We start from the raw sequence: 26,722 nt of genomic DNA, 5'->3' as shown, positions 1-26,722 counted from the left end.
ATGAGTCGTGAGTGAGTCTACATCAGAAGATTTTGTGTCGTGAGTGAGTCTACACCTAGAAGGTTTTCTTGTTCCCATCGTTTCGCTAGGCTCCGCCTAGCTTCACACCATAGGTGGGAACAAAAACCCCTTATGCTCTTCTCACTATTTTTTGATCTCTACCCACAATTGCAGAAAGGAGAGGGAAAAGTGGAAATCAGAATTAGAGAAGTAGATCCAATTGCCGTAAAGAAAATAGATGAAATTGCAAAGAGGAAAGGATTATCCAGGCAGAAATTTTTGAAAGACCAAATTGAAATGCTGGCATTTTTTCAGCAACAAAATAAAAGAGAAATGGAATTAGAAAATCTCATTCAAAAGAACATCCATATGATGAATGATTGTTATAGCGAAATGAAAAAGATGAATGAGTTTATTCAGATGATGATACAGGATGATGAAAATGAGTAATGCTGTTTCTGTTCAAACTTCCAGCGCACCGGGTGTTGTTTTAAAAACAAAGTTTGTGTTACCAAGTTCGGATGCCTTTCAGAACTATATTGAGTATGTAGATCGGGAAGAAGCAAAAAGTGAAGTGAAGCTGAATCCGAAAATGTTTGAAACGTATCAAGAATATATGGGGAATCCAGAAAAGACCTCGGCGCTGTTTACGGAACACGCAAACCGTTTATCAGAGGGTGAGAAAAAAGCCTTAAAGGAAATGTTTAAAACCGCTCACGAGAACGGAAGTATTATGTGGCAAGATGTCATTTCTTTTCATAATCCTTGGCTAGAGGAACAAGGCATTTATGATGAGAAAACAAAAACATTGGATGAAAAAAAGTTAATGGATGTGACACGTCTTGCGATGAAGGAAATGCAAAAAAGAGAGGGGTTAGAAAAAAGTTCTACCTGGTCAGCAGCCATTCATTTTAATACGGATAATATTCATATTCATGTAGCAACTGTTGAACCATTTCCAACAAGAGAACGTGGTAAAAGAAAACCCAAAACATTGGATGCGATGAGGGGAAAAGTCGTAAATAATCTGTTGGATCGTAAGCAGGAACAAAAACAAATTAATGATCTGATTCGAAACAATATGGTGGGAAGTAAAAAAGAGGATTCAGTTTTTGAGTGGCGCAATCAAAATTTGAAACCGTTGTTTTTACAAATCTATAAACAGTTACCAAGTGATAAAAGACAGTGGCAATATAGCTACAATACAATTCAGCCATTAAAGCCGGAAATTGATGAATTAAGCAGGCGATATATTCAACATCATCATAAAAAAGATTACGATCAGTTTCTCCAAAAGTTAGATAAAGAAGTGCAAGTTTTTAAAGAAGCATATGGGGAAGGGAAGTATGATAAGAAGCAATATGAAAATTACAAAGCGAATAAAATCAATGACCTGTATAAGAGAATGGGGAACGCCTTTTTACAAGAAATGAAGGCATATGATAAAGAACAAAAGAGAATCCATCACATGAAAAAATTAAAGCCGTTTCAAAAATTTCAACAGAATGTATCTATTCAGTATTCTATGAGGAAAGTAGAACGTGCTTTTAAAAGTGAATATGAAAGCTGGAAGAACCAAAAGTATTATGAGCGTATGCAAAAAGAAAGTGCATATCAAAATGAGAGGGGTTATTAAATGAAAGACTTTCGCATGCAAATTACATTGGATGAAGAAACGGATACGTATATTAAAGATTATATGGAAGAACACAATATCAGATACAACGGCGAAGCGATTGTAAGGATTTGTAGAGAACATCAAGCATCAAAAAATACAGAATGGTCATTGAATTATATTTCAGAAGTTGTTTCTAAAAATCTTCATGACATTTTAAAAAGTGAGCTAACAAAAATTCGTCTTGGTGCAAATAGTGCGGATAGAAATACACAAGTTTTAATTGAATTATTAAATGGTTATTTCTTTTTAGAAGGTGTAGACAGCATTATCACAACTGATAAACAAGAGATGGAAAGTGTAAAGATGGCAAAGAAAACTGTGGAAGAACGAATTAGTCATGCGAGACAAAAACGTCTAGATCATGAGGCATCAAAGAACAATGTAACGTAAGCTACATTGTTCTTTTTTATAAAAAAATAGGAGGTTAGTAGAATGTTATTATTTCATGAAGATATCGCATTAGGAGTCATTAAAGCAATTGGAGAAGGTGAACTCGTTTTACTTGTAAAAGAGGAAGAACTAACAATCAAAATTACAAGAGAACAAGAGGAAGAACTTGCAGTTCATGTTATGAATCAAGAGAATATGTTAGTTCCGGTTAACCTAAAAACACATGCGCTTTTCTTTGATACAACGGAAAGATGGAATGAAGAAGACATGGAGGAATTGCAAAGAGCAAGTGAAAGAGTAGGAGAAGATCATGAGTAAAAATTATAAGAAAAAGTATCAAACGAAATCACCGGAAGAAAAGAAAGAAGCGGTGCAAGCTTTAACAAAAAAGATGGAAAAAAGCATAGAAGGCTATTTTCGTACACCAGGAGATTTGAAAGATTATTTATCGTTTATGGCAAAATTTTATCATTATTCACCATCTAATATTTCATTAATACAGAGTCAATTCGAGGGAGCCAGGGCAGTGGGTTCCTTTTCTTTTTGGAAAGAAAAAGGGTTTACGGTTAAGAAGGGTGAGAAAGGAATCCAAATCCTTGTTCCAAACCGAACTGTAGCAAAATTCAAGGACAAAAAAGGAACATGGAAATCTATTACAAAGGCAAATGACGAAGAGAAAAAACAAATTGAATCTAAAAGCGTAGAAGTGAAACCAGGTCGTTTATATTTTGCTGTCGGTCATGTGTTTGATGCGTCTCAAACGAATGTAAAAGCTGAAGATCTACCACGTATTTTTCCGAATCGTTGGCTAGAAGGAAGCGTAAAAGATTACAAGAGTTTGTATAGAGGGATGGAGGCTGTTGCGGAAAAGAACGGTGTGAAAATTATTGAGCCGAAGCAAGAACTTGGGGTCGCAAAGGGGGTTAGTTACACCTTAACAAAAGAGGTTGCCTTGAATCCACGGAACAGTGAATTGCAAAATGTAAAAACGTTACTTCATGAATTGGCACATGCCAAACTTCATACAGCAGAGACACATATGAATTACATAGCGCCAGAAAAAGAGTTTCAAGCAGAAATGACCGCTTATGCAGTTTCTTCTTATTTCGGAATTGATACAAGCGAATATTCGTTAGGATATTTGGCGAGCTGGACACAAGGAAAAGAAATGAAAGATAAAACGAAGTTGTTGAAAGAAGTACATGAAACTTCCGTTGAATTCATCGAAACGATTGAAAGCAGTTTGGAAAAAGAAAAACAACAATTAAATGAAAAAGAGGTGGGAAGTATGGCAAATAGAAATGAAAAACAAGATGAAAAAAATATTTTATTGGTGGAATATATGAGTTTAAGTAAGACGACACAAGAACTCGTTTCCGTTAGCCAGTTAAGGGAGCAAGTAGATAGAAACCGAGCGTTTGAGCCTGTAGAAGGTGGAGAACAATTGAGTGATAAAGAATTTATAGATGCATTTAACGTGGCAAATCAAGAAAAATATGCAGCACTAAATCAGAATGACATTACTCGTCCAACTATGTTAATTCAATGGAGTGAAAATGAAAATTTTACAAGTAATCAATTGATCCCATTTGGAGAAGCCAATGAAAAAATGTCTGAAGTCATTTCAAATATTGAAAAAGCAAAAGAAGAAGCAAAGGAAAGAGATGAATACGTACCATATGATAAAACTCGTTATCATATCGCCATTCCAAAAGAAGTAGATAGGGATTTTGGGAGAATGGAGCTTGTGAGTATGGATCGTTTGGATCTTGGAGATGGAGACTACAAGACGCCGTATGAACAAGTATTAAACGAGAAAAGATATCTATCGGATGAAGTGAAACAAGCGTTACGAGATGAAGTAGTGAATTATAGAAATAACAAAGAAATGCCGATGGAAAAAGTACATGAAAATACATTAGAAAACATAAAAGAGACACCCAATCATTTAGTTACAATTGAAGTGTTATATAAGGATATGCAGGATGAGGAAGTAGCTAGAATACACATGATGGACGGTGTGACAAAAGAAATCAACCATTTATCAATATGGAATCCTGATAAATCTGATCGAGAAGACTTATATGTTTCTTTAATGGAGAAAAACGGTAATCGAGAAAATGTTTATTTGGACAACATTTTGAAGACAGATTTATATGAAAAAGTTCAAAATTCCATCTTTGACGGAAAAGGCAATCAATCGTTTGTTGTTTATGAAAAGGATGCAAATATGAGTCTAGATGAAATTGTAAAAGATGAACGATATGGAATCTTAGTTGATAAAGCGGAAGAACAAAAAGATCCCTCATTTAATGAAAAAGAAGTGGAATTGTATAAAGAGATGAAGAAGGAAGGATATGCACCTATTGCTTCTTTAGATCAACAAATTCAACCTTCAAAAGAAAAAGAGTCAGCTACTTTAGATAAGGATTTAAGCCGGAAATACGAAGCATACAGACGCTCACAATATGAAGAAACACCAGATAATATTGATAGTATTGTAACTCGTGTAAAAGCTGAAGAGCGGTATTATACAACAAAGTATGTTTCGATTGATAATGAGCTGGTAAGCCAGGAACACGTTGTGAAATTAGAAAGTCAGGTGGATGAGAAGCTTGGGAAAGAAGGAATTACGGTGAATCAGTCTACAACATCAAGTGAATTAGATATGGATAAGAAATTTCAGCCGTTACATCAAAAGCAAAATCAAAATAGTAATAAAGTAAAGGAGCCGGATCCTATCGCACAAGGCAATGTAGAGCAGCCGAAGGCTACAAAAAAATCAAGTAGGAAAAAAGAAACAATGGAAATGGAACGATGAAAAATTTTATAACTGGAAAACCAGATTGAATCATTTTTTGTTACTCAATTGAGAAAACGGAAAGTGATTTTTTTATGTCTAGAAATGAAAGAGGGTACATGTAAAGCCCTCTTTCTTGCTTTTAGAACGAAAGGAGTGAAAGAGAATGGGAAACATTGTGGAAATCGTAGACATTGATTACAAGGGTGTTTGGGCAGAAAAAGGAGATCCAAAAGAGCTTATTTTTATTTCTTTGTCTAACGAAGAAATTCAAGCCGTACGTGAAATGCTGTCGGAACAAAAACCATTATATGTGTTCTTACAGAAGGAATTAGAATGGAAGGTAATTTCATGAATATGTGGCTGTTTGCGGGCTGTATGTTCCTTGTAACTGTCTTTTTAAACATGTTGCTGTTATTAGGTCAAAGAATCGTGAAAAAGCTGAGAGTCAAGAAATGGAAGCGTAAAGCTGAAATTGTAGATTAATAGGGGGTACAACTTATGGGAAAAACATTGTTTATTGCAGAGAAGCCGAAGGTAGCTGTTGAATTACTAAAATCACCTAGATTTAGAAACTCACAAAAGCATTCAGGAAGCAAGCCATATTATGGCTACTATGAAAATGAAAATTACATTATTAGTTGGTGCCGAGGGCACTTATTAGAGTTAAAACATCCGGAGGAAATGGATGAGCAATACAAAGAATTCAAATTCGATCACTTACCCATTATTTTAGAGCCGGAATATAAAGAGAAATCGGATAGTCTCGAACAAATTCAAATATTGGTTAAGCTGTTAAATCGGCCCGATGTAGATCATGTGGTCAACTCCTGTGATGCAGATAGAGAGGGTGAGCTTATCTATCGTGAAATATATGAACATGCAGGTGTTAACAAGCGTGAGTCACGCCTTTTTATCTCCTCCTATGAAGCCGCTGAATTAGAGGGAGCATTGAACCGATTAGAACCAGGAGCAGACTATGACGGGCTTGCACAATCGGCTAAAGCAAGGCAATACCTGGATTATATTCTAGGTATTAATGTTACAAGGGGCTGTACATCAAAACTAGCAAAAAACCAATTCTTATTGGCTTCTGGTCGTGTTCAAATGTGTATCTTGAATGAAATCCGTCAAAGGGAAATCGCTATCCAAAATTATAAAGAACAAACCTACTACAATTTGAAGCTACTAACCGAAAATGGTTTATCACCGGTGATGAAAACTGAAGATCAGCTAATAGATCCATCTCCACTCCAAAAACTGGGAGATAGCTTGAAAGGAACGGATATAATCGTAACGGAATTTAAAGAAAGTACGAGAAAAAAGAAACCAAAATTATTATATAACTTAACGGATATCTACAAAGATGCTCACGCTAAGATGAAGATAAATGCAGAAACAGCAAAAAAACATATTCAGAGTCTGTATGAAGAAGGCTTTATCACATATCCTCGTTCTTCATCCAGGCACTTACCTACAGAACAAGTGGAACGAGTGAAAGAAGTAATGGGGGCATTAGAAAAAAGATCCTATGCAAATCTCGTACAACAAGTAATCCCATCTTCTATTACAAAAAAACACACTACATTTAATGATGAATTAGTCAGTAGTCACTTTGCCATCATCCCAACAACAAAATTATATGTCGGGACCAACCGAAATCCATTAGAAAAACAGTTATATGACTTAATTGTAAAACGATTTATCGGGAATTTTATGAAACCAGCAATCTACCTGGTAAGAGAAGTGCATTTTATAGATCAAGAGGGCAACACATACAGTACAAAAGAAAAGATCCTACAAGAGAAAGGGTTTCTAAGTGTGTTTCAAGAGGATATAGAAGAGGGATCGGTTGAAGCATTTCAGATACCTATTTTACGAGAAGGAGATTCTTTCAGAATCGCTCAGTATGACTTGATTGAGTCCCGAACAAAGAAACCAGCCTTTCATACGGAAAGTTCCATTTTAACCTTTATGGAGACGGCAGGACGTAAATTGGATGATGAACATTTGAAAGAACTTATGAAAGGAAAGCGGATTGGGACAGTCGCAACGGAAGAAACATTTATTCCGAAACTGTTAGAGCGAAGCTATATTGATGTTACCAACGGTCAGATTCGAACCACTCATATTGGTCGTGTGTTTATAGATTCTTTTCCGGTAGATGAAATCAAAAATCCAGCTTATACGGCTGAAATGGAAGGGATGATCTACATGATAGAAAAGAAAGAAATGAAATATGAGGAATTTGTAGAGAAAACAAATACGTTTGTAAAAGATACGGTGGAACAATTAGGCGCAATGGATGATAAGGTGTCGGATAGCATTATTAATACTTGGAATCAGCAAATTGAGGTGTGCAAATGCCCTTGTAGAAAAGGAAAAATTCTTCATAAAGGCAATTTTTACGGGTGCAGTAATTATCCAGAATGTGAAATTTCCTTACCAAAGAAAATTAAAGAAAAAGCGATTCCGGAGGCGCAAGCGAAAAAGCTGTTTGAGGATAAGAAAACAGATCTTTTAAAAGGGTTTAAGTCCAATGAGAAAGAGTTTTCCGCTTATCTCGTGTTACATGAAGGGAATATCAAATTCCAGTTCCCAACACAAGAGGAGCTGTCATTTGGTAAATGTCCAAAATGTAAAAAAGGAGAAATTCTTCATCGCAAAACGTTTTATGGATGCACGGAGCATAAAAACGGATGTGATTTTATGTTACCAGCCAAGATGAAAGGGAAAGCAATCCCTGGTAATCAAATGAAAAAGCTGATTCAGTATAAAACAACAGATTTTATAAATGGTTTTGAAGGGGAAAAGGGAGAATTTACAGCAGCTATCTATATGGAAGCGGACGGAAGTTTGAAATTCCGTTTTCCAACGACTGAAGATCGTACCATTGGTAAATGTCCATTGTGTAAGAGTAGGGTTCTTGTAGGGAAAAGTAACTACTTATGTGAGAAATACAAAAAAGGTTGTGACTTCATTATTTTTGGTACATTCTCTGGTAAAAATCTAAGTAGTAACCATGTGAAAAAGTTATTAGAAAAGAATGTGACAGATCAAATCAAAGGGTTTATCTCGACCAAAAACGGGAAGAAATTTGACGCTCGTTTATCATACAGCGTACAGGAGAAGCGATTAAAATTTTTATTCGGCAAATAAAAATTGAATGCATGTAAAAGAGGACTAGGAAACGGAATAGTCCTCTTTTTTATTTCATTTTATAGAGTAAAGGGGGGATTCCGTAATGGCACATGTCAGTACGGAGGATGCGATGAAAGCAAGAAACATTGACTTGATTTCATATCTGGAAGCAAAAGGAGAAGCGTTTAAGAAAGAAGGAAACTATTATCGTCATATGGAACATGATAGCCTCATTATTAAAGGGAATCAATACGCATGGAATAGTCGTGGCGAAAAGGGCTATGGAGCGATTAGCTTTGCGATGATGTACTATGAAATGACATTTCCACAAGCTGTATTAGACATCAATAAGGGTGATTATAAAGAGTTTGATCGCTCAAAGGCTGAAGAAGAAAACAAAAAAGGACAGCAGCCATTTATCTACCTAAAACACTTAGAGGTGCCGAAACAAACAGAGATCAAGCGATATTTAATTGATGAACGGAAAATAGATCCTCGCTTGGTGAACTGGTTGATTAAAAAGGATCTCATCGCCCAGGATAAGAAAAATAACGTGGTGTTCAAATGGAGGGAAGAAGGCGGCAAAGGGCAAGTAATTGGAATGAACCGTCAAGGTACGGTCAAAATGGAGAATAAAAGGGGAAGTTTTAAGCAAATCGTCCCGAATTATGAAAAAATCCATGCAGGTTTTACGGTTGATGTGGGTAAGCCGGATAAGATTTATTTTTATGAAGATCCAATCGACATGTTATCTCATTGGAGCATCAAGCAAAATAAAATACAAAACGCTCGCCTGGTGTCTATGCATGGATTGAAGTCAAAAACAGTGATTCAATCTTTAATGGATGCGAAAAAAGAAGGGCACGATATTAAAGAGGTCATTATGGCAGTTGATAACGATAAGGCTGGGAAAGACTTCATTCAGACGATGAAATGCTTTGTAGATCTTAAAGAGGATATTCCAACGAATGAAAAAGATTGGAACGATGTCCGGAAGAAGCAAGTGAGTGAACAGCAGCAAAAAGAAACAGCTCAACCAAAGAAAATGAAACCAATTAAAGAGGTGGAGAGAAGTGTATAATCTACCAGCCATGCCAAACATATTACAAATTTTGATATATGGTTTTATCTTTTATGTTCTTTTTCGTATTTGTAAATTTATGTACCGGAAGATCCAGGAGCGAAGAATATTAAAGCGAATGGCTAAGTCCGGTATTCGCTATATAGATAAAATGGACGGACGTCAATTTGAAGTGTATTTGAAGGCTCTCTTTCGAGAACTTGGGTACTCACCGATGGTCACAAAGCAGTCAAATGATTTCGGAGCGGATCTGGTATTAAAGGGGAAAAATCGTATTGTAATCCAGGCGAAACGATACGGGATGAAAAATAGAGTCGGAATCAGTGCCGTACAAGAGATATATGCAGCGCAAGCCTATTACAAAGCACATGAGGGCTGGGTTGTAACGAACAGTGTATATACAAGGCAGGCGAAAGAATTAGCGGAGGCATGTAATGTAAAACTCATAGATCGTGTAGAACTTCAGAAGTTGATTAATAAAATTAATCCCGAATATTCGGCTGAAGATGTATATCAAGGGGTAAAACCTGAAGAACGGAAATGTCCAACATGTAAAAATCATTTAGTCGTTCGTAATTCGAATAAAACTGGAAATAAGTTTTTTGGCTGTTCTCAATATCCGACATGTACACATACAGAACCGATCAGTAAATGAGCTGTGATGAAAATCCAGCTCTTTTGTTATTTTTAGGAATTAACTTTAAAAAATCATACTCTCATCAAAAAACGGCTTCTCAGATTTCGATATAACCAATGTATATTTAAAAGTGAATGACATAAGACCTAAATAAAAAAGGATGTGTTGTGAGTGAAAATAAGCGGTTTAAAGTGAGTTAAGGATGTTATTAAGAATTTTTTATAAAATATCTGAAAAACAAACAAATAACCTTGTAAGGTTTGATGTTTTGTTATAAAATAACCTTATAGGGTTATTTTATAAAGGTAAGGAGTGAAAATATTGGAGAATACAGTAAAAGAAATCATTGATGATTTAGAGTATCTGTTCAGGAATGGAGAAATTGGCATGGAAGTAAGTAATCCGGCTTACTATCAGAGGTTTTGTAAAGTACTGGATGCAACAGATATGCGCTATGATTTACACATTCACGAATATGATGAGGATTCTCTAGTTGTTAAATTAGTGTAAAATACAAATGTTTTAAGGGGTTAATTTTCTTGAAGTATAAAAAGGGAATGGGGAGGAATAGGATATGAAAATTGGTACATCTGAATGGCTTTCTCTTAGTAAGGATATTAAGCTGAAGTTGATCCGTTTGGCTGTCATAGATAGTAAATATAAACAAGCAAAATAAAAACCCTTCATTTGCTTAAGAGCAAACAAAGGGCTTAGTTAATGAGTGACTGAAGTAGAAGGAAATCTCGTCCATTTCCTTCTTTATTTATTGTAACATAAAAGGAAAAGCACAAACAAAGGAGAATTCTCATGAAAGAAATCGATAAATACATGACACCATCTGAAGCAGCTTTTTACTGGAGGATTCCTCGTGAGACAATTAAGAATAAATATAGCCCTTCTTTAATGAACGAGAAGCAAATAAATGATTTAGAACGCATGTTACAAGAAGGTTTAGTGAAGTATTTTTTGCATCCTGAAGGGAAGCGTAAGGAATGGATTATAAGCCGACAGGCAATGTATGAATGGTTTGGAGAACCAAAAGACAAGTAGGAAAGGGGGGATAATAATGCAAGAGGAAACATTTTCTCTCTGGGGAGGATTTAAGAGTGCATTTCGTTTGATTATTTGGTTTTGGATCGTTATGTTTTTGCTATTTGGTGAAAGCTTGCTACAATAGAACCAAGTCGAATGTGAAATACCCTTAGGCAGCTCTCATAGATTTATGGTCTATGGGGGGTCCCACCACATCGCTATCAAGCTAAGCTTATGCAAAGTCAATTTTAGGCGAGATTATTTCTTTTTTCTAAAGGGCAAGTGTAGGTGATTGAAAGATTTGCATACGAAATAAACCCTAACGGGTTTCATTTTTTTGATTTAAGCCGCTTGATTATCAGACATGGTACAATTGTAAACGACACCTAATATATCAAAGACTGTTTTCTTCTCATATCTGTGAGATTTCCGCCCGTTTTGCTGTAGAAGGTTGAACAGGCGAATTAGAATCTTTGATAGCTCTTGGGTGTCTTTCTGTATAGCTTGGAAAAGAAGAAGAAAGTAATCTTTAATCATATATATGGCCTTATATTCACTCAGTTCTCGTTTCTTTTTCATAAGAAGTAATTGTCGCATTTGAAACATAGTAGAAGAACAGAGTAGAATGGCAATCAGTTGCCCATACAAATGGCATTCCAATCGTTCTCGTTTTATCTTTTTACAATGATGAATATGAAAGAATGATTTCCACGTTTTAAATAAAATCTCGATTTGCCAACGTAAAGAATACCAATCATGTACTTGCCCCATCGGGACAATATCTGCAGGGGTATTTGTCATATATACATTGATACCGCTAAGTCGTTTACTACGAGCAGAATACTTCATTCCTTTCTTTTTTTCTCTTACAGTTTGATCTTGTAATCGTTTTTGTTGTTGTTCTTTTGTTAGTCGATGAACAATCACACGAGTTGGGACTTTATCAGTCATTCCTACATAAGCGTTGGATATTTCACATGTTTGTCCTGATTGAAGAGAGTTCATTAAAGCCTCCATATCTATCTGGATATACTCTGTACCTTTCTTGATTCTGCCATCTTGAAAATAATCAGGGTTAGGATTTTTTTGATAAATACGTGTATTCGATTTGATACGTGAGATATAATAAGCCTTTTTATCTTGTATATATTGAAGATCTTTCAAATGAAAATACCCTAAATCTCGAATACATAAATCATTCGCTGTTACAGTTGGGACACACAGGGAACCGTAGGTTCGGTCATGTTGTTTACCTGGGCCTGTATGAATATGAAGGAACTGTCCACTTAATAAATCATACTCAAGCTGAATCTTTACTCCCGCTGTATGGCTGCATCCTCCTGCACCTGGATAAACGAATGAAAAAGGATCTGGAAGTTGAAATGCAGTTGAATCTAGGACACGAATACGCTTGAAAATAGAAGTGCATGGAGAAGAGAGCAGCTTAGCTGAAGATAACTTTTGGTTGAGAAGTTTAGCTAATACTTTCTGTAGAAACTGCACGGCTGCAGTGTTAAATCGCTGATTTAGTCCTTCGGGACTGATGAGCACTTCTGTTGATGCTTCTAAACAACTACATAACTGGGTTAAAGATGTTTTTGCTACACTTTGGCTTATCCATACACATAAAGCTATTAAATCTTGTGCTCGATACTTACTTGCTCGTTGTACAAATCCAACATCTCTAGCTAGATTCTGTAAGGTATTTGGGGATAAAAGACTCTGAATCTCCTGTGCGAATAGTTGTAGTTTGTCAGATACAGAAATAGACATACAAAAAACGCCATCCTTTCCTATGATTCTACAGAAAGAATAACGTTTTTTTCGTTTTATAGATACAATTTTTCTTTAGCTCGATGAGCATACGGCAGGATCACAGGTATAAGAAATATAAAAGGTGTATAAAATTGTCAAAAAATACAAAAATATTATTGAATATATTTTAATAGTATTATATCATAAGGAATATTATGGTATAAATTATGTAATTTCAACTAAAAAAAGTAATTAGAACAATTATTTGCGAAAAGTATTATTTCCTAACAATTGACGAATTCAGAAATGCTTTTGACGTAGTAAAAGGCTGTGGTTTTGAAGTTTGGTTAAATAACTACTCCTACACTGTAGTTGGTGGTATTTGCAAAGATAGTACACCAGGTGAATAAGTAGAGTGCTAATTAAACCTTAATATACTATAAAACAACAGGTATCTATTACTTTTTCGTTAAGAAGAAAGTAATAGATACCTGTTGTTTTATAAATACTAATATAGGGAGATATTTATGGGGATCATAGAAGTTAAGAATTTAGAGAAATCATTTTTCATTGAAAAGAAAATGATAAACATCCTGAAAGGGGTAAATCTTGAAGTAAAGCAAGGAGAATTTCTATGTATCATGGGTGCGAGTGGCTCAGGTAAAACTACTTTGTTGCAATTACTTGGGGGAATAGATCAAACGACAAAAGGAGAAGTTAAAATAGGGGATACAGAAATCTCAATGATGAATGAAAAAGAATTGGCACTATTCCGAAGAAGGAAAATAGGATTCATTTTTCAACAGTTTAACTTAATACCTATTTTTAATGCGGAAGAAAATGTTACCCTTCCTTTATTATTGGATAATGTCGAACAACAAAAAGCCACAAATCAAGCAAAAAAACTTTTGAAAATTGTTGGTTTAGAAGGCAAGGAGGAAAATCTTCCTTCTCAACTTTCTGGAGGTCAACAACAACGAGTAGCGATTGCTAGAGCTTTTGCTAATGATCCTGAAATTATATTAGCAGATGAACCAACAGGAGCATTAGATTCTGAAAACAGTAAAAATATAATTACTGTACTTAGGAATGCTTGTGATGACTTAAATCAAACAGCAGTTGTAGTAACACATGATCCTTTTGTAGCAGCTCATGCGGACAGAGTTGTTTTTCTATTGGATGGTTTAATAATTCATGAATACGAGGAAACTAACGAAAAGATTTCAGAGAAAGTTAAGCGTATTCAAGAAATAATGAACACACACTTTCAATAGAAAGGGAGGTTTTGGAAATGTGGATTTTTAAATATGCTATAAAATCAATTAAGGGAAACCGATTAAGAACATCACTTATTACCCTTGGTACAGCTTTAGGTGTTATGTTAGCCACAATGTTGTTACTAGGAAATAATTCTGTCGAAGAAACAGTAAAACAGCAAGTTAAGAACAATTACGGTGACTACAATTTGCAATTCGGTTATATGAAAAATGATCAATATTTAGATGACAAAGAAGTAGATCAAATAAAAAATATTAAAAACCTAAAAACTGTATCAAAGGTATTAATACCATATGTAATACCTAATAAACCGGAAATTTCAAACCAACCGGCGTATTGGGGAGTCGAACCAAATTCACCTGAAATCCGTGCTTATAAGATTGATCAAGGGAGATATCCAGAAAAAGGGGCAGAAGTTGCGATTACAAAATCCTATGTAGAGAAAAATGGGATTAAATTAGGTGAAAAAATTGAAATGCCTTTTCCACCTTTTAATAAAAAAACAGTAACAGTAGTTGGTATTATTAATCCGCCAACAATGTCTGCAATGAAGCAAACTGCATTCTTTCCTATTGAGTGGCTACAAAATGAATTGAATTTGAAAAATAAATATAATTTAGTGCAAATAAAAGCGGCTAATGCTAATGAAAAAGCCTTTTTAGTTTCAGAAATAAAAAGCGTGTTAAATGGCGTGAAAATTGATCAACGTTTATATGTTGATAAAGCATTTGAACGCTTAAATGTAATGAAACCTTTAATCTGGGGACTAGGTGGAGTTGCCCTATTTGTTGTGGCTCTTTTAGTCATGGGAAGCTTTTTCTTATCTGTACGTGATCGTCTTAAACAATGGGCCTTATTACGTGCCCTTGGAAGTGGATCTGTTCAAATAATAGGTGTAGTCCTACTTGAGTCTTTAATAATTGGTAGTATAGGTTCCTTAATAGGAGTTACAATGGGTACTTTATTTTATCGTTTAGTATCAGGATTGATTAATAGGTGGATAGGAGGGGCAACTGTTGATAGTGAGACTTTTATAATCTCATGGGGCCTATTAATTTCAACTTTTATTGTAGGAATTATGATGTCTATTATAGGGTCTATTATTCCAGCGATGTCTATAAGAAAAATTCCACCTGTAGAAGCTTTTAGACCTGTGATTTTGTCTGTCAATAAAAAGGAAAAGAAAATAAGTATAATTAGTTTCTTTGTAGCGATAGTTGGTATTGTCATTGGAACTTGTGCAACTTTCTTAGAGAAGTTAATTAAAGTAAATATTGGACCTATAGGAGCATTTTTATTTGTAATAGGTTTATTGTTTGCTATACCGTTCATCATTAGAGTTATTACACCAATAATCACTAAACCTTTCCAGCGCGTCTTTCGTATAGAAACTTCCATAAGTAGTCGAAACGTGATACGTAATAGACAAAAAGCAGCGATTTCAGTTGCAATATTGTCTTTTGGATTTATGTTAGCGTTGGTGGGAAGTATGTATATGAATTCAATGCAGGAAGGTATGAGGCAAGGGATAAAGAAAAGCATGCCAGCCGATTTATCTATTCGAGTACCAATGTTAGGTCGAGCAAATGAACATATTCCTTTTGAATGGTTAGAAAAAATAAAGCAAATTAAAGGTGTACAAAATACAGCAGCTATTGCAACAGATACCAAATCTGAATTAATTGATTATGATTTCAAAAAGGCTGATCCTGAATGGTACGAATTCGTGCGTAAGAATGATGTTAGCCCAAATATTATGGAGGTTTCTGGAATAGATTTAGCTGCATTTAATGAGATAAAAAAAATTAAAGTAGCATCAGGGCGAAGTTTAGAAGAACCTCTAAAAAATGGCGAAGGAATTCTTTCAAAGAAAACAGCTGATTATTTAGGGATAAAAATAAATGACAAAATTAAAGTGCAATCAACAGGTCATGAGCCACAGTTTATTAAAATTACATCGATATTAGAACAAAGTTTACAAATGAATACAATGGGAGTATTTGTTAATGAGGAATGGGCAAAAAAGAACTTCCAAATAAAAGGTTATGAATCTATAGAAATAATGGTAGATTCTCATAAGAATATTGATGAAATACAACAGACGGTTAACCACGTTATGAAGAATGGAACTAATATAGAACTTATTAATAGTACAGATTTATTAAAGGAACAGCTAACATTGTTAAATCAAATGTTACTATTGATTCAGTTATTAGTTGGTATTATTTTTGTAATTTCTGGTATTGGTTTAATGAATGCAATTATAGCAAGTATATATGAACGTCGTGCTGAAATAAGTATGATTCGAGCTGTTGGTGCAATTCCCGGACAAATGAAAAAAATTATTTGGTTAGAAGGGACCTTTTTAGGATTAATAGCAAGCATTATTGCAGCGTTTGGTGGTATTATATTTAGTTATATTGTGTTACCTAGTTTGGATTTAAAGATAGTAGATATTCCTTACCTACAAATATTATCTTTGGTCATAGTTAGTATATTATTGGGAACATGTGCAGGGTTAATTGCTGCATATCAAATTAGAAAGTTTAAATTACATGATACATTAAAGGAATTATCATCTTAATTTAAACTTATCAGATTGAGTTTTAAATACCTTTAATAACCTCCTACCAAATCAACAGGTAGGAGGTTATTGTCTTTTGGAGAACAAAATTAAACAACACTATTATTTCTATATTACACGCCAATAGCAAAAGGTATCGATAGATATAAAGGGAGTAGATGTTGTATATGTGTTAATTTATGAGAAAATATAGCAAGACCAGTATTAATGGTTAAAAACCAACGTTCAACTTGACACCTACCATGTGTCCATTAACTTAAAAAATTAGTTGTTCCCCAAAACGATAAAAATGAACTTCATTGCTATAAAAGACTCTAATTTTTCGTTTTGGGGGCATTATAAAATATTAACTTGATGGTGATGTGGTGGGACCCCATGCCCATCAAGCTAAGAAAAAACTGTACTCCAAAAGGAAAATTTCAGATGTTTCTAATGCAAATTACACTTATATTATAAGGATTATGATTTAAGATTTGAAATGTAAAGTATACTTGACCTAAACAAAAATTAAATGTAAAGTATACTTAACGTAAAGCTTGCTTTACTAAGATGGTAGGTGTAAAGAATGAAAAATAACATAAAAAATTTGCGTGCCAAATACGATTTTACACAAGATGAATTAGCCGAGATGTTAGATGTATCAAGACAAACGATTATTTCATTGGAGAAAGAACGTTATAATCCCTCCATTACGTTAGCTTTCAAACTCGCGCGTATATTCAGTTGTCAAATTGAAGATATATTCATTTATGAGGAGGATTAAATCATGAGTAGGACTAAAAAGGCGAAGGAAAGTCGATTTATATTTTTAATTTCCGGCTTATTTGTGACTGGTGTATCGACTTATATAAATTTTGATGATGTAATAAATGGTCGATTTCCAGATGTTATTACTATTATGTCTTTTGCATTAGGGATTAATCAATTACTTATGGCATACTTATCCCCACACTTATTTCCAAAAGATGAACGTTCGAAGATGATTTTAGGAAAATCGATGTTCGTGAATTATTTTGTCATATTTGGTACAATTTTGCTTCTATTTATTCTAACAGGATTTAGCGATATTAATTGGGATGCTCAACAAGTCTTAATAGTACTCACTTCAATTTTGATGTTAACAATCCCTACTACGATGGTCATCTATTCAAAAATTATATAGTTCTTTAAAGAATAATTTTATCAATTGGATAAGGCTAATTTAAGTGTGTGTTAATCATTTAAATTAGCCTATTTTATTTCACTAGGATGGTGATTTTTATGAATAATAGAACACTAGATTGCCTAAGTTTACATGCACAAGAACTTCAATGCCTCCTATCACCCTCAACCATACAAGAAATCGCTAAGCGGACGGGATTTGTGAAACGAACAAGTAAATACCAAGCAAACGAACTTGTGGCTCTTTGCGTCTGGCTCAGTCAAGAAATTGCCAGTACATCACTTACTCAGCTATGCAGTCGATTAGCGGCTTCGACAGGTGTCTTAATAAGCCAAGAAGGACTTAATCAACGCTTTAACAATGCGGCTGTCGCGTTCCTTAGAGAAGTCTTCACTTTACTCCTTACACAAAAATTATGTTCGACACAATCGTTAAATTCAAGCATGCTTGGTGCTTTCAAACGTATTCGCATTTTAGATGCGACAGTTTTTCAGCTCCCAGATTCTTTCGCTAACGAGTATCAAGGTTCAGGTGGAAGTAGTAACAAAGCTGGAGTGAAGATTCAATTGGAATATGATTTACTAAGTGGTCAGTTCCTTAACGTACAGCTTGGGCCGGGAAAGAATAATGATAAAACATATGGTACCGTTTGCCTTGAAACCGTAGAGGTGAGCGATTTGTGTTTACGTGATCTTGGTTACTTCGATTTAGGAGACTTACAAACTATTCAGGATAAAGGAGCTTACTATATCTCGCGGTTGAAGCTGAATACACGGATTTATATCAAGAATCCTGAGCCAGAATACTTCAACAACGGTACGTTAAAAAAGCAAACAGAATACATCCAGCTTGATATGACACAAATGATGTCGGGTCTAATCCCCGGTGAAACGATAGAAATTTGCGAGGCATACATTGGCCAAAATCAGAAACTTCCAGCACGTGTCATTATCCATCGTTTAACCGATGATCAAACACAAACACGCCTAAGAAACCAAGCGATACGTGAAAAGAAAAAAGGCATTGTCATGAAGGATAAAAGTAAACGTTTAATGGGCATGAATGTATATATCACGAACACGTCTCTAGAAGGAGTACCAACGAATTACGTGCACTCACTGTATTCACTTCGTTGGCAGATTGAAATTTTGTTTAAAACGTGGAAGTCATTTTTTGAAATTGATGAATGTAAAAATATTAAAAGAGAACGCCTAGAGTGCCATTTATATGGCCAACTCATCAGCATTCTCCTCTGTTCTTCTACGATGTTCCAAATGCGACAGTTTCTGCTAAAAAAAACAAAGCAGGAGCTGAGTGAATACAAAGCGATTTATATGATTAAAGATTACTTTCCGTTACTGTTTCAAGCGATAGCCCTTGGCACAGAAGAACTTTTGAAAATTTTGCATCGTCTTTATCTACTGCTCAAAAAGAACGGTCGTAAATGTCATCGGTATAAGAAGATGACCGTCTTTGATATTCTAGGGATTGTGTATAAAACGACGGTGAAGCATAGACAAGCTGCCTAGCGAAAAAATCACGTTTTAATAGGCTTCTTTAGTATGCCTACTTTTCTATCAATTGCTAGTTTTGAACCAAGGATCGTTTCATATCTAGTAAGTTACTTGGTTAGCTTGATGGGCATGGGGTCCCACCAACATAACGCGAATTTCGTACGCTAAGGAATTTTTCATTTGAAAAACTTGGTTTTTCCGTACGTTAAAAAGGTTTCATAAACGGTATTTGATGTTTGTTATGATACTTTGTTTTTGGTAATGAGTTTTGGGGCTGGATTTTAAACATACTTCAGTCGATTTTGATAGATATAAATAAAGTTCCTTAAACGACCGTTTTAGGGACTATTTGGTACTCGTTGTAGACTTGAAATAAAGTTGTACTGTTTATAAAAAAGTCGTACCGTTTTGAAGAAAGTTTAACCGTTTGTAAAAAAGATGAACCGAAATATCTTATTAAAGATGAGATTTCGGTTTTTCTTATTGCACTAACGGGGTTTGATATTGATTTTGAAAATAGTTTGATTATTTATAATGGGAGTTTAAAGATTGTTGTTTTATAACTAAAAACAACATCGGGAACATACGTTTGTTAATTTGGGATTTTCTGTTATAATTATATTGATTAGGCTTAGAAAAGAGGGAGAAAATTGAGTGAGGTAAAAAACATTATTAGTAATTTTAGTCATTATTCATCTTGGTTAAGCACTTTAGAAAAAATCAATGAAACATTATGGTCTAAACCGATAGCCGAGGGTAAATGGTCTGTAAGTGAGATAATATCCCATATTATGAATTGGGATAATTATCTATTAACAGAAATCTTCCCATCTGTTCAAAATGAACAGGGAATGGAGTTTCCAGATTTTGATACATATAATAAAAAAGCATCAAACTACGCAAAATCAGGCATATCACAATCAAAACTTCTTGAAGAAGCAAAAGATACAAGGGAATTACTTGTAAAAGAGCTTAATGAATTACCAACCGAAAAGTTAAAAAATCCATTAACTGCAAACGGTGTAACTCATTGTCCGAATACTGGAACACCTTATTCACTTATATATATTGTTAAGGAATTTACAGATCACGATAACCACCACAAAAGACAAATTATACAATTCCTAAAGGAAAACAACTTGGGCTAATTGAATCACGGGTTGTGATTATGAATAATTCTCAAACGTTGAAGAGTGCTTAAGAGACATATGAATCATTGAAATAATCAAACTTTTTTATAAAATTTTGTAGTATAGAATAACTAATCCCAATTATTTTGATTAATCTTTCTTCAAAATAATTGGGATTCTTTTATGATGAAATCAAATTTTTTAACTAGGTTTTAATTAAACTTTCTTTCAAATCTACACTCGTTAGTCAACATGGGGTAACGCTAGCATTTTGAAAAAAAAAAAAAAAAACGCTAAACATATTAGACAAGAAATAAGCGTTTTTTTACCCCGTTAAGAGTAAACCTATTTATGAAAAATAAAATTCTTTAAAAATGGAGAGCAGACACCATAAACCTGCATTATTAATGTAGAATTTTGATGTCGGCTCTTTGTTTACTAAAATAGCAAGTTAGTGAATAAATTGTTCATATTTTTTCGGGAGGAGGTTAAGCAATGAGAGCACCGTATCAAGTATTGATATTTCCTTATATAAAAACTGACGATTCCATTCAATATGCCATTTTTAATCGAAGTGATTATGGTTATTGGCAAGGAATAGCTGGTGGTGGAGAAGATGGTGAGATTCCTATTGAATCAGCAAAACGGGAAGCGTTTGAAGAGGCTGGTATTATAAGAGAATGTCCTTATATAAAACTAGATTCTGTGTCTTCACTACCTGTAGAGGATGTAGTTGGTGGTTTTCTTTGGGGAGAAGATGTTTATGTAATAAAAGAATTTTCTTTTGGAGTTAAAGTTCCTACAAAAAATATTGAATTATCCAAAGAACACTTCAATTATAAATGGCTATGTTTTGAGGAAGCAATAACGCTTTTGAAATGGGATAGTAACAAAACAGCATTGTGGGAATTAAACGAAAGGCTGTTAAAACAATTAAAGTGTTAGTAAACAAAGCTGATAGTGGAGCGAGAATTAAACAATTTAAAAAAACTTTGCTTACATTACATATGTAGCAGAGTTTTTTTCTTAGCGTACGAAATTCGCGTTATGTTGGTGGGCCCCCTATGGGGGCTTTTAATTGCAATGTATAATAATTTCACGTACCGTAATAATTAATAAAAGATAAAACACTACTTCAATAGTCTACATTTAGCTTTATGTTGAATTAATCCGCTAAATGGATAATGTATTATTTGTATTGGAGGTCCCGCCAACACAATGACATAAAACCCACGCTAAGACATTTTTGGGTTGGCAGGATCCCATAAAGAAAAGACACCCTAAGGTGCCTTCCTCCGACTTGAATCACGTTAATTTTAATCATATGTATTGAGTTACCATGTAATTCTTTTAGCTGTTGTTACTTTAGCACCTTGAACAATAATGTTATCAGGACTAGTCCCTACACCAATTTGTAAATCGTAGTTATCAAATATTTCTCCGTAGTAATATTTTTCTGGGGGTTTACCTCCAGAGAATGCACCTAGATTACGGACGAAGTTATCTCCAATTTCTTTAGCAGTATCTTTATCGACTGATGCACTTACAATAACAGCCATGATGATTTTTTTACCTTGTACTTCAATGTGAGCATCTCGAACTTGTGGATTTTGTCGGACTTGCTCTAAAGCCATTTTCTTTCCTTCTTCATTGAATTCTACTTTATTAGACGATTGTTTTTCTTTTTGAACATTCGCCGCAACAATTTCATCTTCTTTTGAAATGTATTCAGGAACGGACAAATTGTGTTTTTGGGCCATTTTTTCAAAGTGCTCCATTGCATCCTTATCCTTTGTAGTTGGCTCGTGAGACTGATATTTTACGTTGTATTTGTTGTAAATCTCCATGTTAACGTTACGACCATCGTCCATCTTTACAGCTGTATCTTTAGGTTTATTTGATGTTTCTTTTTTTACTTCTTGTTGTGGTTGATCTTTTTCTTTGGTTTGCACATCAGTGCTTGTCTTTTCGTTCGAACCACAAGCAGCCAGGCCCATAAGTAAAGCACCACAAGTTAATGCTGTAAGTAATTTTCTTTTCATTTTTACCGCTCCTTCAATTACAAATAACTCTCTATCAATTTCTTAGCTTCTTCCATACTTTTCATCTGCTTTTTTTTGAAAAACACTGCATTTTCTTCTTGAGTTACTTCGAATTTAGTTTTCCTAGTACCAGATTTACTAACTAATTCAAAACGAATGTATCCATTGGTGAGTAATTTTGGTTTTTCAAACTGTATTTTCTTAATATCTTCAAAGTATATCTCCATAACTCTTTTGCCCATACCCATAATCTTTGAAGGTTTAATGGTTATCTTCTCTTCATCGATTATCATTGTCCCGTTATAAGCCTTGAATTCTTTCATCATCTAATCCCCCTATGCATTTAAATACTCAAATAAATAAAAATATAAGATTTCTCATCCAATCGTAGCAAACAAAATAACATTACTTTGTCATATTTTGTCGGAGAAAATAAAAAAAGGGTATCTTTGCACATCCACCGAAAAAAGGGGAATAAGCTTACTTCATGACCTCACCATATCAAAAAAAGAAAATTGTACGTTTAGATACAATTTGGACACATGAGTTAGGCGTGTTATCTTGTTCTGTTAGGCAATTGAACAAAATGTTTCTTTTTAAAAGTGAAATTTATACGCTAATCATGAAGGAATATAGTTAAACTGACAACTGCATTTATTGAAGTAGACCACATAAAATGTTCAATCTTTTTTATAAAAACTTAAGGAATCCAAAATTAAAATCCACACATTTTGATTAAACTTTAATTCAAACCAACATAAAGGGAAAATAGTAATATAAGACCTAGAGCAAAACTATTGCTTACTAAATTTAAAATTAATTGTTAGAATATATCTATAATTTGTATTAAACCTTCTGATGTATTCAAGTCTATAAAGTGAATGAAATAAGTAATGTTTCAAATAAGGGAGGAATGGTAATGAATATTTATAATGATGTAAAAAAATTGCTAGAAAAAAAGAAATATAAAGTTGCTTTTGAAAAATTTAAGGAATATATTGAAAAAAGCATCGAAGATAATAACTTTTCAAGTGAATCTTTTAAAATGGAGTTAAAAGGTAAAAGGATATTGATTAATATGACAAGTGACAAAAAGATAAATAAGTTGTTTTGTAGTCCATTAATAAAATTACTAAGAGAAAAAGAGATACAAAACTTACAAAATTATTTGTTGCAATGCACATATATCAATAATCAGTTCGAGACCCTAATCTCAAACTTAGATGACCTCTGTGATAAATTAAAGAATAATAATCAAACAATTGCTTTATATAAAATATTAAACGCATTTGAAAATCTCAATCATCAGATTGTAAGTCAAAAAATTGATAATCCATATAATATTAGTGAACATATCGGCATGCAGCGAGAGGCACTATACCAGAATGTAATAGAAGCTTTGAATATGGTATTAGAAAGATGGCACAATATGTCCCTGAATAAAGAATTTAATAAAAAGAACTTCAAGGAAAAGGATATTGTTCGACTGAAGCCTTTATCAATGGACGAGGACATATGGAAGACCTTTATTAACTTGAATTTTTTATATTGGTTATCCGATGAAATGTATCTCAACGATATGGAAATAAAAGATGGAAAAGATTTTACCGAATTCCAGTATATAGATCCAATTGAATTCATCAGGTATAATTTGCCGTCTATGAGAGAAAATTCTTTAAATAGAAAATTCACAATTGAATTAGCACAAGATAATCTCTACAAAGATGAGATAGATTATGAAAATGTGATGGGACTAAAATTTGAAGGTGAACATTTTTATTTAAAGTTAGATTTGCTGGAGGATGTTTATGACCATCTGATTAATTCTGTCAATGCTGGGGAAATTGAAACTGTTAAAATAGCAAAGCTTCTTAGAGTGAGAAAACTTTCAGAAATCCGTTATAACGATGTTAACCTTCGAGAAGCCTTTATATTCTATATGTGTATTAGGAATTTCGCTGATATATATTATAATGCGACAGAGTATTATATCGATAAGTATAAAAAAAAACCGAAGTGCCCATTTTTAAGCATTTCAATAAAAGCTTTGTATTGGCAATATGAATTATTGCTATCTAAGGTTTTAGGTCGGAAGTTGACCATAAGTGACTTTGAAAAGTGGATAGATTTTTTTACATTTGGAAAAGATAAGGTATTTGATTTGTATTATAAGCCATTGGTTAGAAATGGAGATTCAGTTGTAATTATTCCTAGTCTTTTTTTAGCCAATAATGTTTATATGACATTTATTAAGCATTTGCAGTTATTGCAAATTGATATGTCATCGAAAGGGCTTATTTTTGAAGAAGAGAATAGAAATTTATTACAAAAGGCCAATTTGAAAGTTTATAATGCTGATTATAATTTTAATTATAATTCAGCTCAAAAAAAGGGTAATGTTAAGGGAGATATAGATGTTATCGCTTGGGACGAGAAGTATTTATTCCTAGCCGAAGTTAAAAATCATTTAGACCCAATTGATCTAAATGATTATCGGGGTGCTAATAAAGTATTAAAAAAAGCGCATAGTCAAATAGAGAAGATTTTAATGTATGTTAAAGAGGAAAAGAAAGAATTCTGTGAAACAATTGGAATGAGTGAAGAGGAATTTGCCGGAGTAAAGATAGTTCCATTTATTATCATTAGTGGTCATTATAGATCTGGAGAGAAATATGGAGACGTACAAATTGTTGATTATAATAGCTTAGAAAAGTTTATTGTGGATGGTTCTTTGAGGATAGAATCAAACGTTAAAACTTTAGTAGAAATATCTTTAAGAGAAGAGATTAACTCGCAGGAGCTAAAGAATTATTTAGATGTTCCGTACTATTATGGTTTAGAAGGCTGTTATGGTCCGAGATTTTATCGAAGAAATGTAGCATATATGCCTAGAGGCATGCTAGTAGTTTCACCCAATCTTCCAGAGTTAGATATGGAAAGTCATAAATATAAGGAATTGTTTCCGAATGAAGAAAAGGTAAAGGAATTATTAGAATCTAATCAGGAATAGCTAATAGGCCTCACCATATCAAAGAAAGAAAATTGTACGTTAAGACACAATTTGAACACATTTTAACTGGTACACTGTACGTTATTAACATATAAGCAATAATATAAGTAATTCTTTTTATTATTTATATTTTTGTTATTACCTGTTGCAGAATCCTTATAATATTATAAGGATTCCTTTTTTTGTATCAAAAATCTACAAAGAAAAAAGATAAGATCGGGAACACAATCTTATCTTTAGCACAAGGAGTAAACAAAAGGAATAACCACCATATTTTTATAATACTTCAATTTTTGTTAATTTTGAATATTAAAACCATAATTAATAAGTATATCTATATTGAGAAATATATTACAAAATTAGCTATAAATGATTCGAAATCCGAATGTAAACTTTTAGCCAAAAGTTTACTTTCATTTCCCTTTAAACATTGACTTTATCACAACTCACCCATTCCCCTCAAAAACTAATAGAAAAGTATACATTCAAAATACTATAAATAAAGGTACTAAAACGTGTATAAAGAAAAAAAAAAAGCTAGACCAATGCTAGCTTATTTACATAAATTTCGATATCGGAAGTTGATTAATGCTTTATAATTGGACAATCCATTTAGGTTTACCTGTCTTATTTATAATGGCTACCTCCTCATGAGAAATCCATCTTAATTTACCGAGATGTTTCACAAATTCCCACTCGTCTGGCACTTCAGATTTGACTTTTTCTCGCTTTAACTCCCTACCTGTTTTATCTCTGATAATAATACTGATATCAAAGGAATGTACTGTATGCTCACAAAAAATTTCTGCTTTATATTGACGTGTGGGACTTGATTTAGGTCTATCGTATATATAGCTATTTTGGTAATCTAGTTTAATAATTTCTTTGTAAACTTCTTCAAATATATATGAATCCCAGCCTTCTTTCTCAACGACTAATCTAACTCCTTCTTGTAGAGTTTCGAGAATCAGCTTCTTTTTCTCACAGTCAGATAATGTAAAGAAATGCTTTACATCAAAATGAGTATAGATCTCATATACGTCTGATTTTATAAGCCTTTCATGCTGTTTACTTAAATCATTTGTACATTCAATAAGTATTTTCCAACAGACCTCGTTTTTGAATTTATATTTTCTAAAAAGTCTTTCATATAAAGCTGCAATACAACGAACTTGATTATTAAACTCTCTATCCTTAAAAGGGTCTTCCATATCATAAGTATGTAAGTCAAATTCTCTTAAAATTGACATTTTTAATCTCCTCAAACGATAAAATTTTGTGCATACTCCATATGAATATTATATACAAATCTAGTTAACATAACACATCATTATCGGTAGCAAGGACATGGCAGAATCCTAATCTCACAAGGAATCCGCCTTTCTCTTTTTCTATGATACTATGCATTTTTTTATACATTCCTATTTTAGCGCGCCTTTTGGCCTCCCGATAGTTCCCTATGTCTCCCGATTTTTCGCATAAAATCTT

At 33.6% G+C, this 26,722-nt stretch carries 24 protein-coding genes; 20 read left to right on the top strand and 4 right to left on the bottom strand.

The genetic code is table 11. The annotated features are described in order from the left end of the window. The first annotated feature begins 189 nt into the window (after positions 1–189). The 12 genes from JTF23_RS13880 to JTF23_RS13830 all read left to right on the top strand — a co-directional run bounded on the left by JTF23_RS13880 (position 190) and on the right by JTF23_RS13830 (position 10,777). A complete protein-coding gene (locus JTF23_RS13880) occupies positions 190–450 on the top strand; it encodes a hypothetical protein (protein WP_103458425.1) in 261 nt (86 codons plus the stop codon). Beyond that, positions 443–1,636 carry a MobP2 family relaxase gene (mobP2, locus tag JTF23_RS13875; RefSeq protein WP_204209004.1) on the top strand — a complete coding sequence of 398 codons (1,194 nt, stop codon included), beginning with the start codon at positions 443–445 and terminating at the stop codon, positions 1,634–1,636. The genes JTF23_RS13880 and mobP2 overlap by 8 nt, the downstream gene beginning before the upstream one ends. Beyond that, a complete protein-coding gene (locus JTF23_RS13870; RefSeq protein ID WP_204209003.1) occupies positions 1,637–2,068 on the top strand; it encodes a hypothetical protein in 432 nt (143 codons plus the stop codon). A 42-nt stretch (positions 2,069–2,110) separates the two neighbouring features. Then, positions 2,111–2,386: a hypothetical protein gene (locus tag JTF23_RS13865; RefSeq protein ID WP_088031807.1), complete on the top strand. Its 276-nt coding sequence runs from the start codon at positions 2,111–2,113 to the stop codon at positions 2,384–2,386. Then, complete coding sequence (locus JTF23_RS13860) at positions 2,379–4,889, top strand: LPD25 domain-containing protein (RefSeq protein WP_204209002.1); 2,511 nt, start codon at positions 2,379–2,381, stop codon at positions 4,887–4,889. Before JTF23_RS13865 ends, JTF23_RS13860 begins: the two co-directional genes overlap by 8 nt. 145 nt (positions 4,890–5,034) lie before the next feature. Further along, positions 5,035–5,223 (top strand): hypothetical protein, encoded by a 189-nt coding sequence (locus tag JTF23_RS13855; protein WP_098082102.1) that lies wholly within the window; start codon positions 5,035–5,037, stop codon positions 5,221–5,223. Then, entirely contained in the window at positions 5,220–5,354 is a 135-nt protein-coding gene (locus tag JTF23_RS28120; RefSeq protein ID WP_255259093.1) for a hypothetical protein, read from the top strand. Before JTF23_RS13855 ends, JTF23_RS28120 begins: the two co-directional genes overlap by 4 nt. A 15-nt stretch (positions 5,355–5,369) precedes the next feature. Continuing rightward, positions 5,370–8,027 carry a type IA DNA topoisomerase gene (locus tag JTF23_RS13850; RefSeq protein ID WP_204209001.1) on the top strand — a complete coding sequence of 886 codons (2,658 nt, stop codon included), beginning with the start codon at positions 5,370–5,372 and terminating at the stop codon, positions 8,025–8,027. A gap of 85 nt (positions 8,028–8,112) precedes the next feature. Continuing rightward, the gene (locus JTF23_RS13845; RefSeq protein ID WP_204209000.1) at positions 8,113–9,090 is read left to right on the top strand and encodes a DUF3991 and TOPRIM domain-containing protein; all 978 of its coding nucleotides are present in this window, start codon (positions 8,113–8,115) and stop codon (positions 9,088–9,090) included. Then, on the top strand, positions 9,083–9,745 hold the full coding sequence (locus JTF23_RS13840) for a restriction endonuclease (RefSeq protein ID WP_204208999.1): 663 nt from the start codon (positions 9,083–9,085) through the stop codon (positions 9,743–9,745). The genes JTF23_RS13845 and JTF23_RS13840 overlap by 8 nt, the downstream gene beginning before the upstream one ends. Before the next feature lie 303 nt (positions 9,746–10,048). Next, entirely contained in the window at positions 10,049–10,237 is a 189-nt protein-coding gene (locus JTF23_RS13835; RefSeq protein WP_088010307.1) for a hypothetical protein, read from the top strand. A 297-nt stretch (positions 10,238–10,534) separates the two neighbouring features. Beyond that, on the top strand, positions 10,535–10,777 hold the full coding sequence (locus JTF23_RS13830) for a helix-turn-helix domain-containing protein (protein WP_000658310.1): 243 nt from the start codon (positions 10,535–10,537) through the stop codon (positions 10,775–10,777). Between the two features lie 324 nt (positions 10,778–11,101). Here JTF23_RS13830 and JTF23_RS13825 read toward each other — a convergent pair whose 3' ends face one another. Beyond that, positions 11,102–12,532, bottom strand: a complete 1,431-nt coding sequence (locus tag JTF23_RS13825; protein ID WP_204208998.1) for an IS4 family transposase — start codon at positions 12,530–12,532, stop codon at positions 11,102–11,104. A 509-nt stretch (positions 12,533–13,041) separates the two neighbouring features. Here JTF23_RS13825 and JTF23_RS13820 point away from each other — a divergent pair. From JTF23_RS13820 to JTF23_RS13790, 7 genes are all read left to right on the top strand, one after another. Beyond that, complete coding sequence (locus tag JTF23_RS13820; RefSeq protein WP_002130391.1) at positions 13,042–13,788, top strand: ABC transporter ATP-binding protein; 747 nt, start codon at positions 13,042–13,044, stop codon at positions 13,786–13,788. A gap of 17 nt (positions 13,789–13,805) precedes the next feature. Next, on the top strand, positions 13,806–16,376 hold the full coding sequence (locus tag JTF23_RS13815; RefSeq protein ID WP_204208997.1) for an ABC transporter permease: 2,571 nt from the start codon (positions 13,806–13,808) through the stop codon (positions 16,374–16,376). A 565-nt stretch (positions 16,377–16,941) separates the two neighbouring features. Continuing rightward, positions 16,942–17,139 (top strand): helix-turn-helix transcriptional regulator, encoded by a 198-nt coding sequence (locus JTF23_RS13810; RefSeq protein ID WP_204208996.1) that lies wholly within the window; start codon positions 16,942–16,944, stop codon positions 17,137–17,139. A 3-nt stretch (positions 17,140–17,142) separates the two neighbouring features. Further along, a complete protein-coding gene (locus tag JTF23_RS13805) occupies positions 17,143–17,538 on the top strand; it encodes a hypothetical protein (RefSeq protein WP_204208995.1) in 396 nt (131 codons plus the stop codon). 98 nt (positions 17,539–17,636) lie between these two features. Then, on the top strand, positions 17,637–19,067 hold the full coding sequence (locus JTF23_RS13800; RefSeq protein WP_374100897.1) for an IS4 family transposase: 1,431 nt from the start codon (positions 17,637–17,639) through the stop codon (positions 19,065–19,067). A gap of 635 nt (positions 19,068–19,702) precedes the next feature. Beyond that, a complete protein-coding gene (locus JTF23_RS13795; RefSeq protein WP_204208993.1) occupies positions 19,703–20,200 on the top strand; it encodes a DinB family protein in 498 nt (165 codons plus the stop codon). A 477-nt stretch (positions 20,201–20,677) separates the two neighbouring features. Then, positions 20,678–21,127, top strand: a complete 450-nt coding sequence (locus JTF23_RS13790) for an NUDIX hydrolase (RefSeq protein WP_204208992.1) — start codon at positions 20,678–20,680, stop codon at positions 21,125–21,127. Positions 21,128–21,516: 389 nt separating this feature from the next. On the opposite strand, the gene JTF23_RS27815 is transcribed toward JTF23_RS13790, so the two are convergent. Beyond that, entirely contained in the window at positions 21,517–22,224 is a 708-nt protein-coding gene (locus tag JTF23_RS27815) for a hypothetical protein (protein WP_252188021.1), read from the bottom strand. Positions 22,225–22,241: 17 nt separating this feature from the next. Continuing rightward, the gene (locus tag JTF23_RS13780; protein ID WP_252188020.1) at positions 22,242–22,547 is read right to left on the bottom strand and encodes a DUF4429 domain-containing protein; all 306 of its coding nucleotides are present in this window, start codon (positions 22,545–22,547) and stop codon (positions 22,242–22,244) included. A gap of 596 nt (positions 22,548–23,143) precedes the next feature. Between JTF23_RS13780 and JTF23_RS13775 the strand changes: the two genes are divergently transcribed. Further along, positions 23,144–25,234, top strand: a complete 2,091-nt coding sequence (locus JTF23_RS13775; protein ID WP_204208990.1) for a hypothetical protein — start codon at positions 23,144–23,146, stop codon at positions 25,232–25,234. 593 nt (positions 25,235–25,827) lie between these two features. On the opposite strand, the gene JTF23_RS13770 is transcribed toward JTF23_RS13775, so the two are convergent. Next, on the bottom strand, positions 25,828–26,484 hold the full coding sequence (locus tag JTF23_RS13770) for a hypothetical protein (RefSeq protein WP_204208989.1): 657 nt from the start codon (positions 26,482–26,484) through the stop codon (positions 25,828–25,830). Between the last annotated feature and the right edge of the window lie 238 nt (positions 26,485–26,722).

The sequence above is a fragment of the Bacillus sp. RIT 809 genome (assembly GCF_016892495.1).
Classification (GTDB): Bacteria; Bacillota; Bacilli; order Bacillales; family Bacillaceae_G; genus Bacillus_A; species Bacillus_A cereus_U.
Note: the sequence above shows the minus strand (reverse complement) of the source record. Positions and strands in the feature narration are given on the sequence as shown.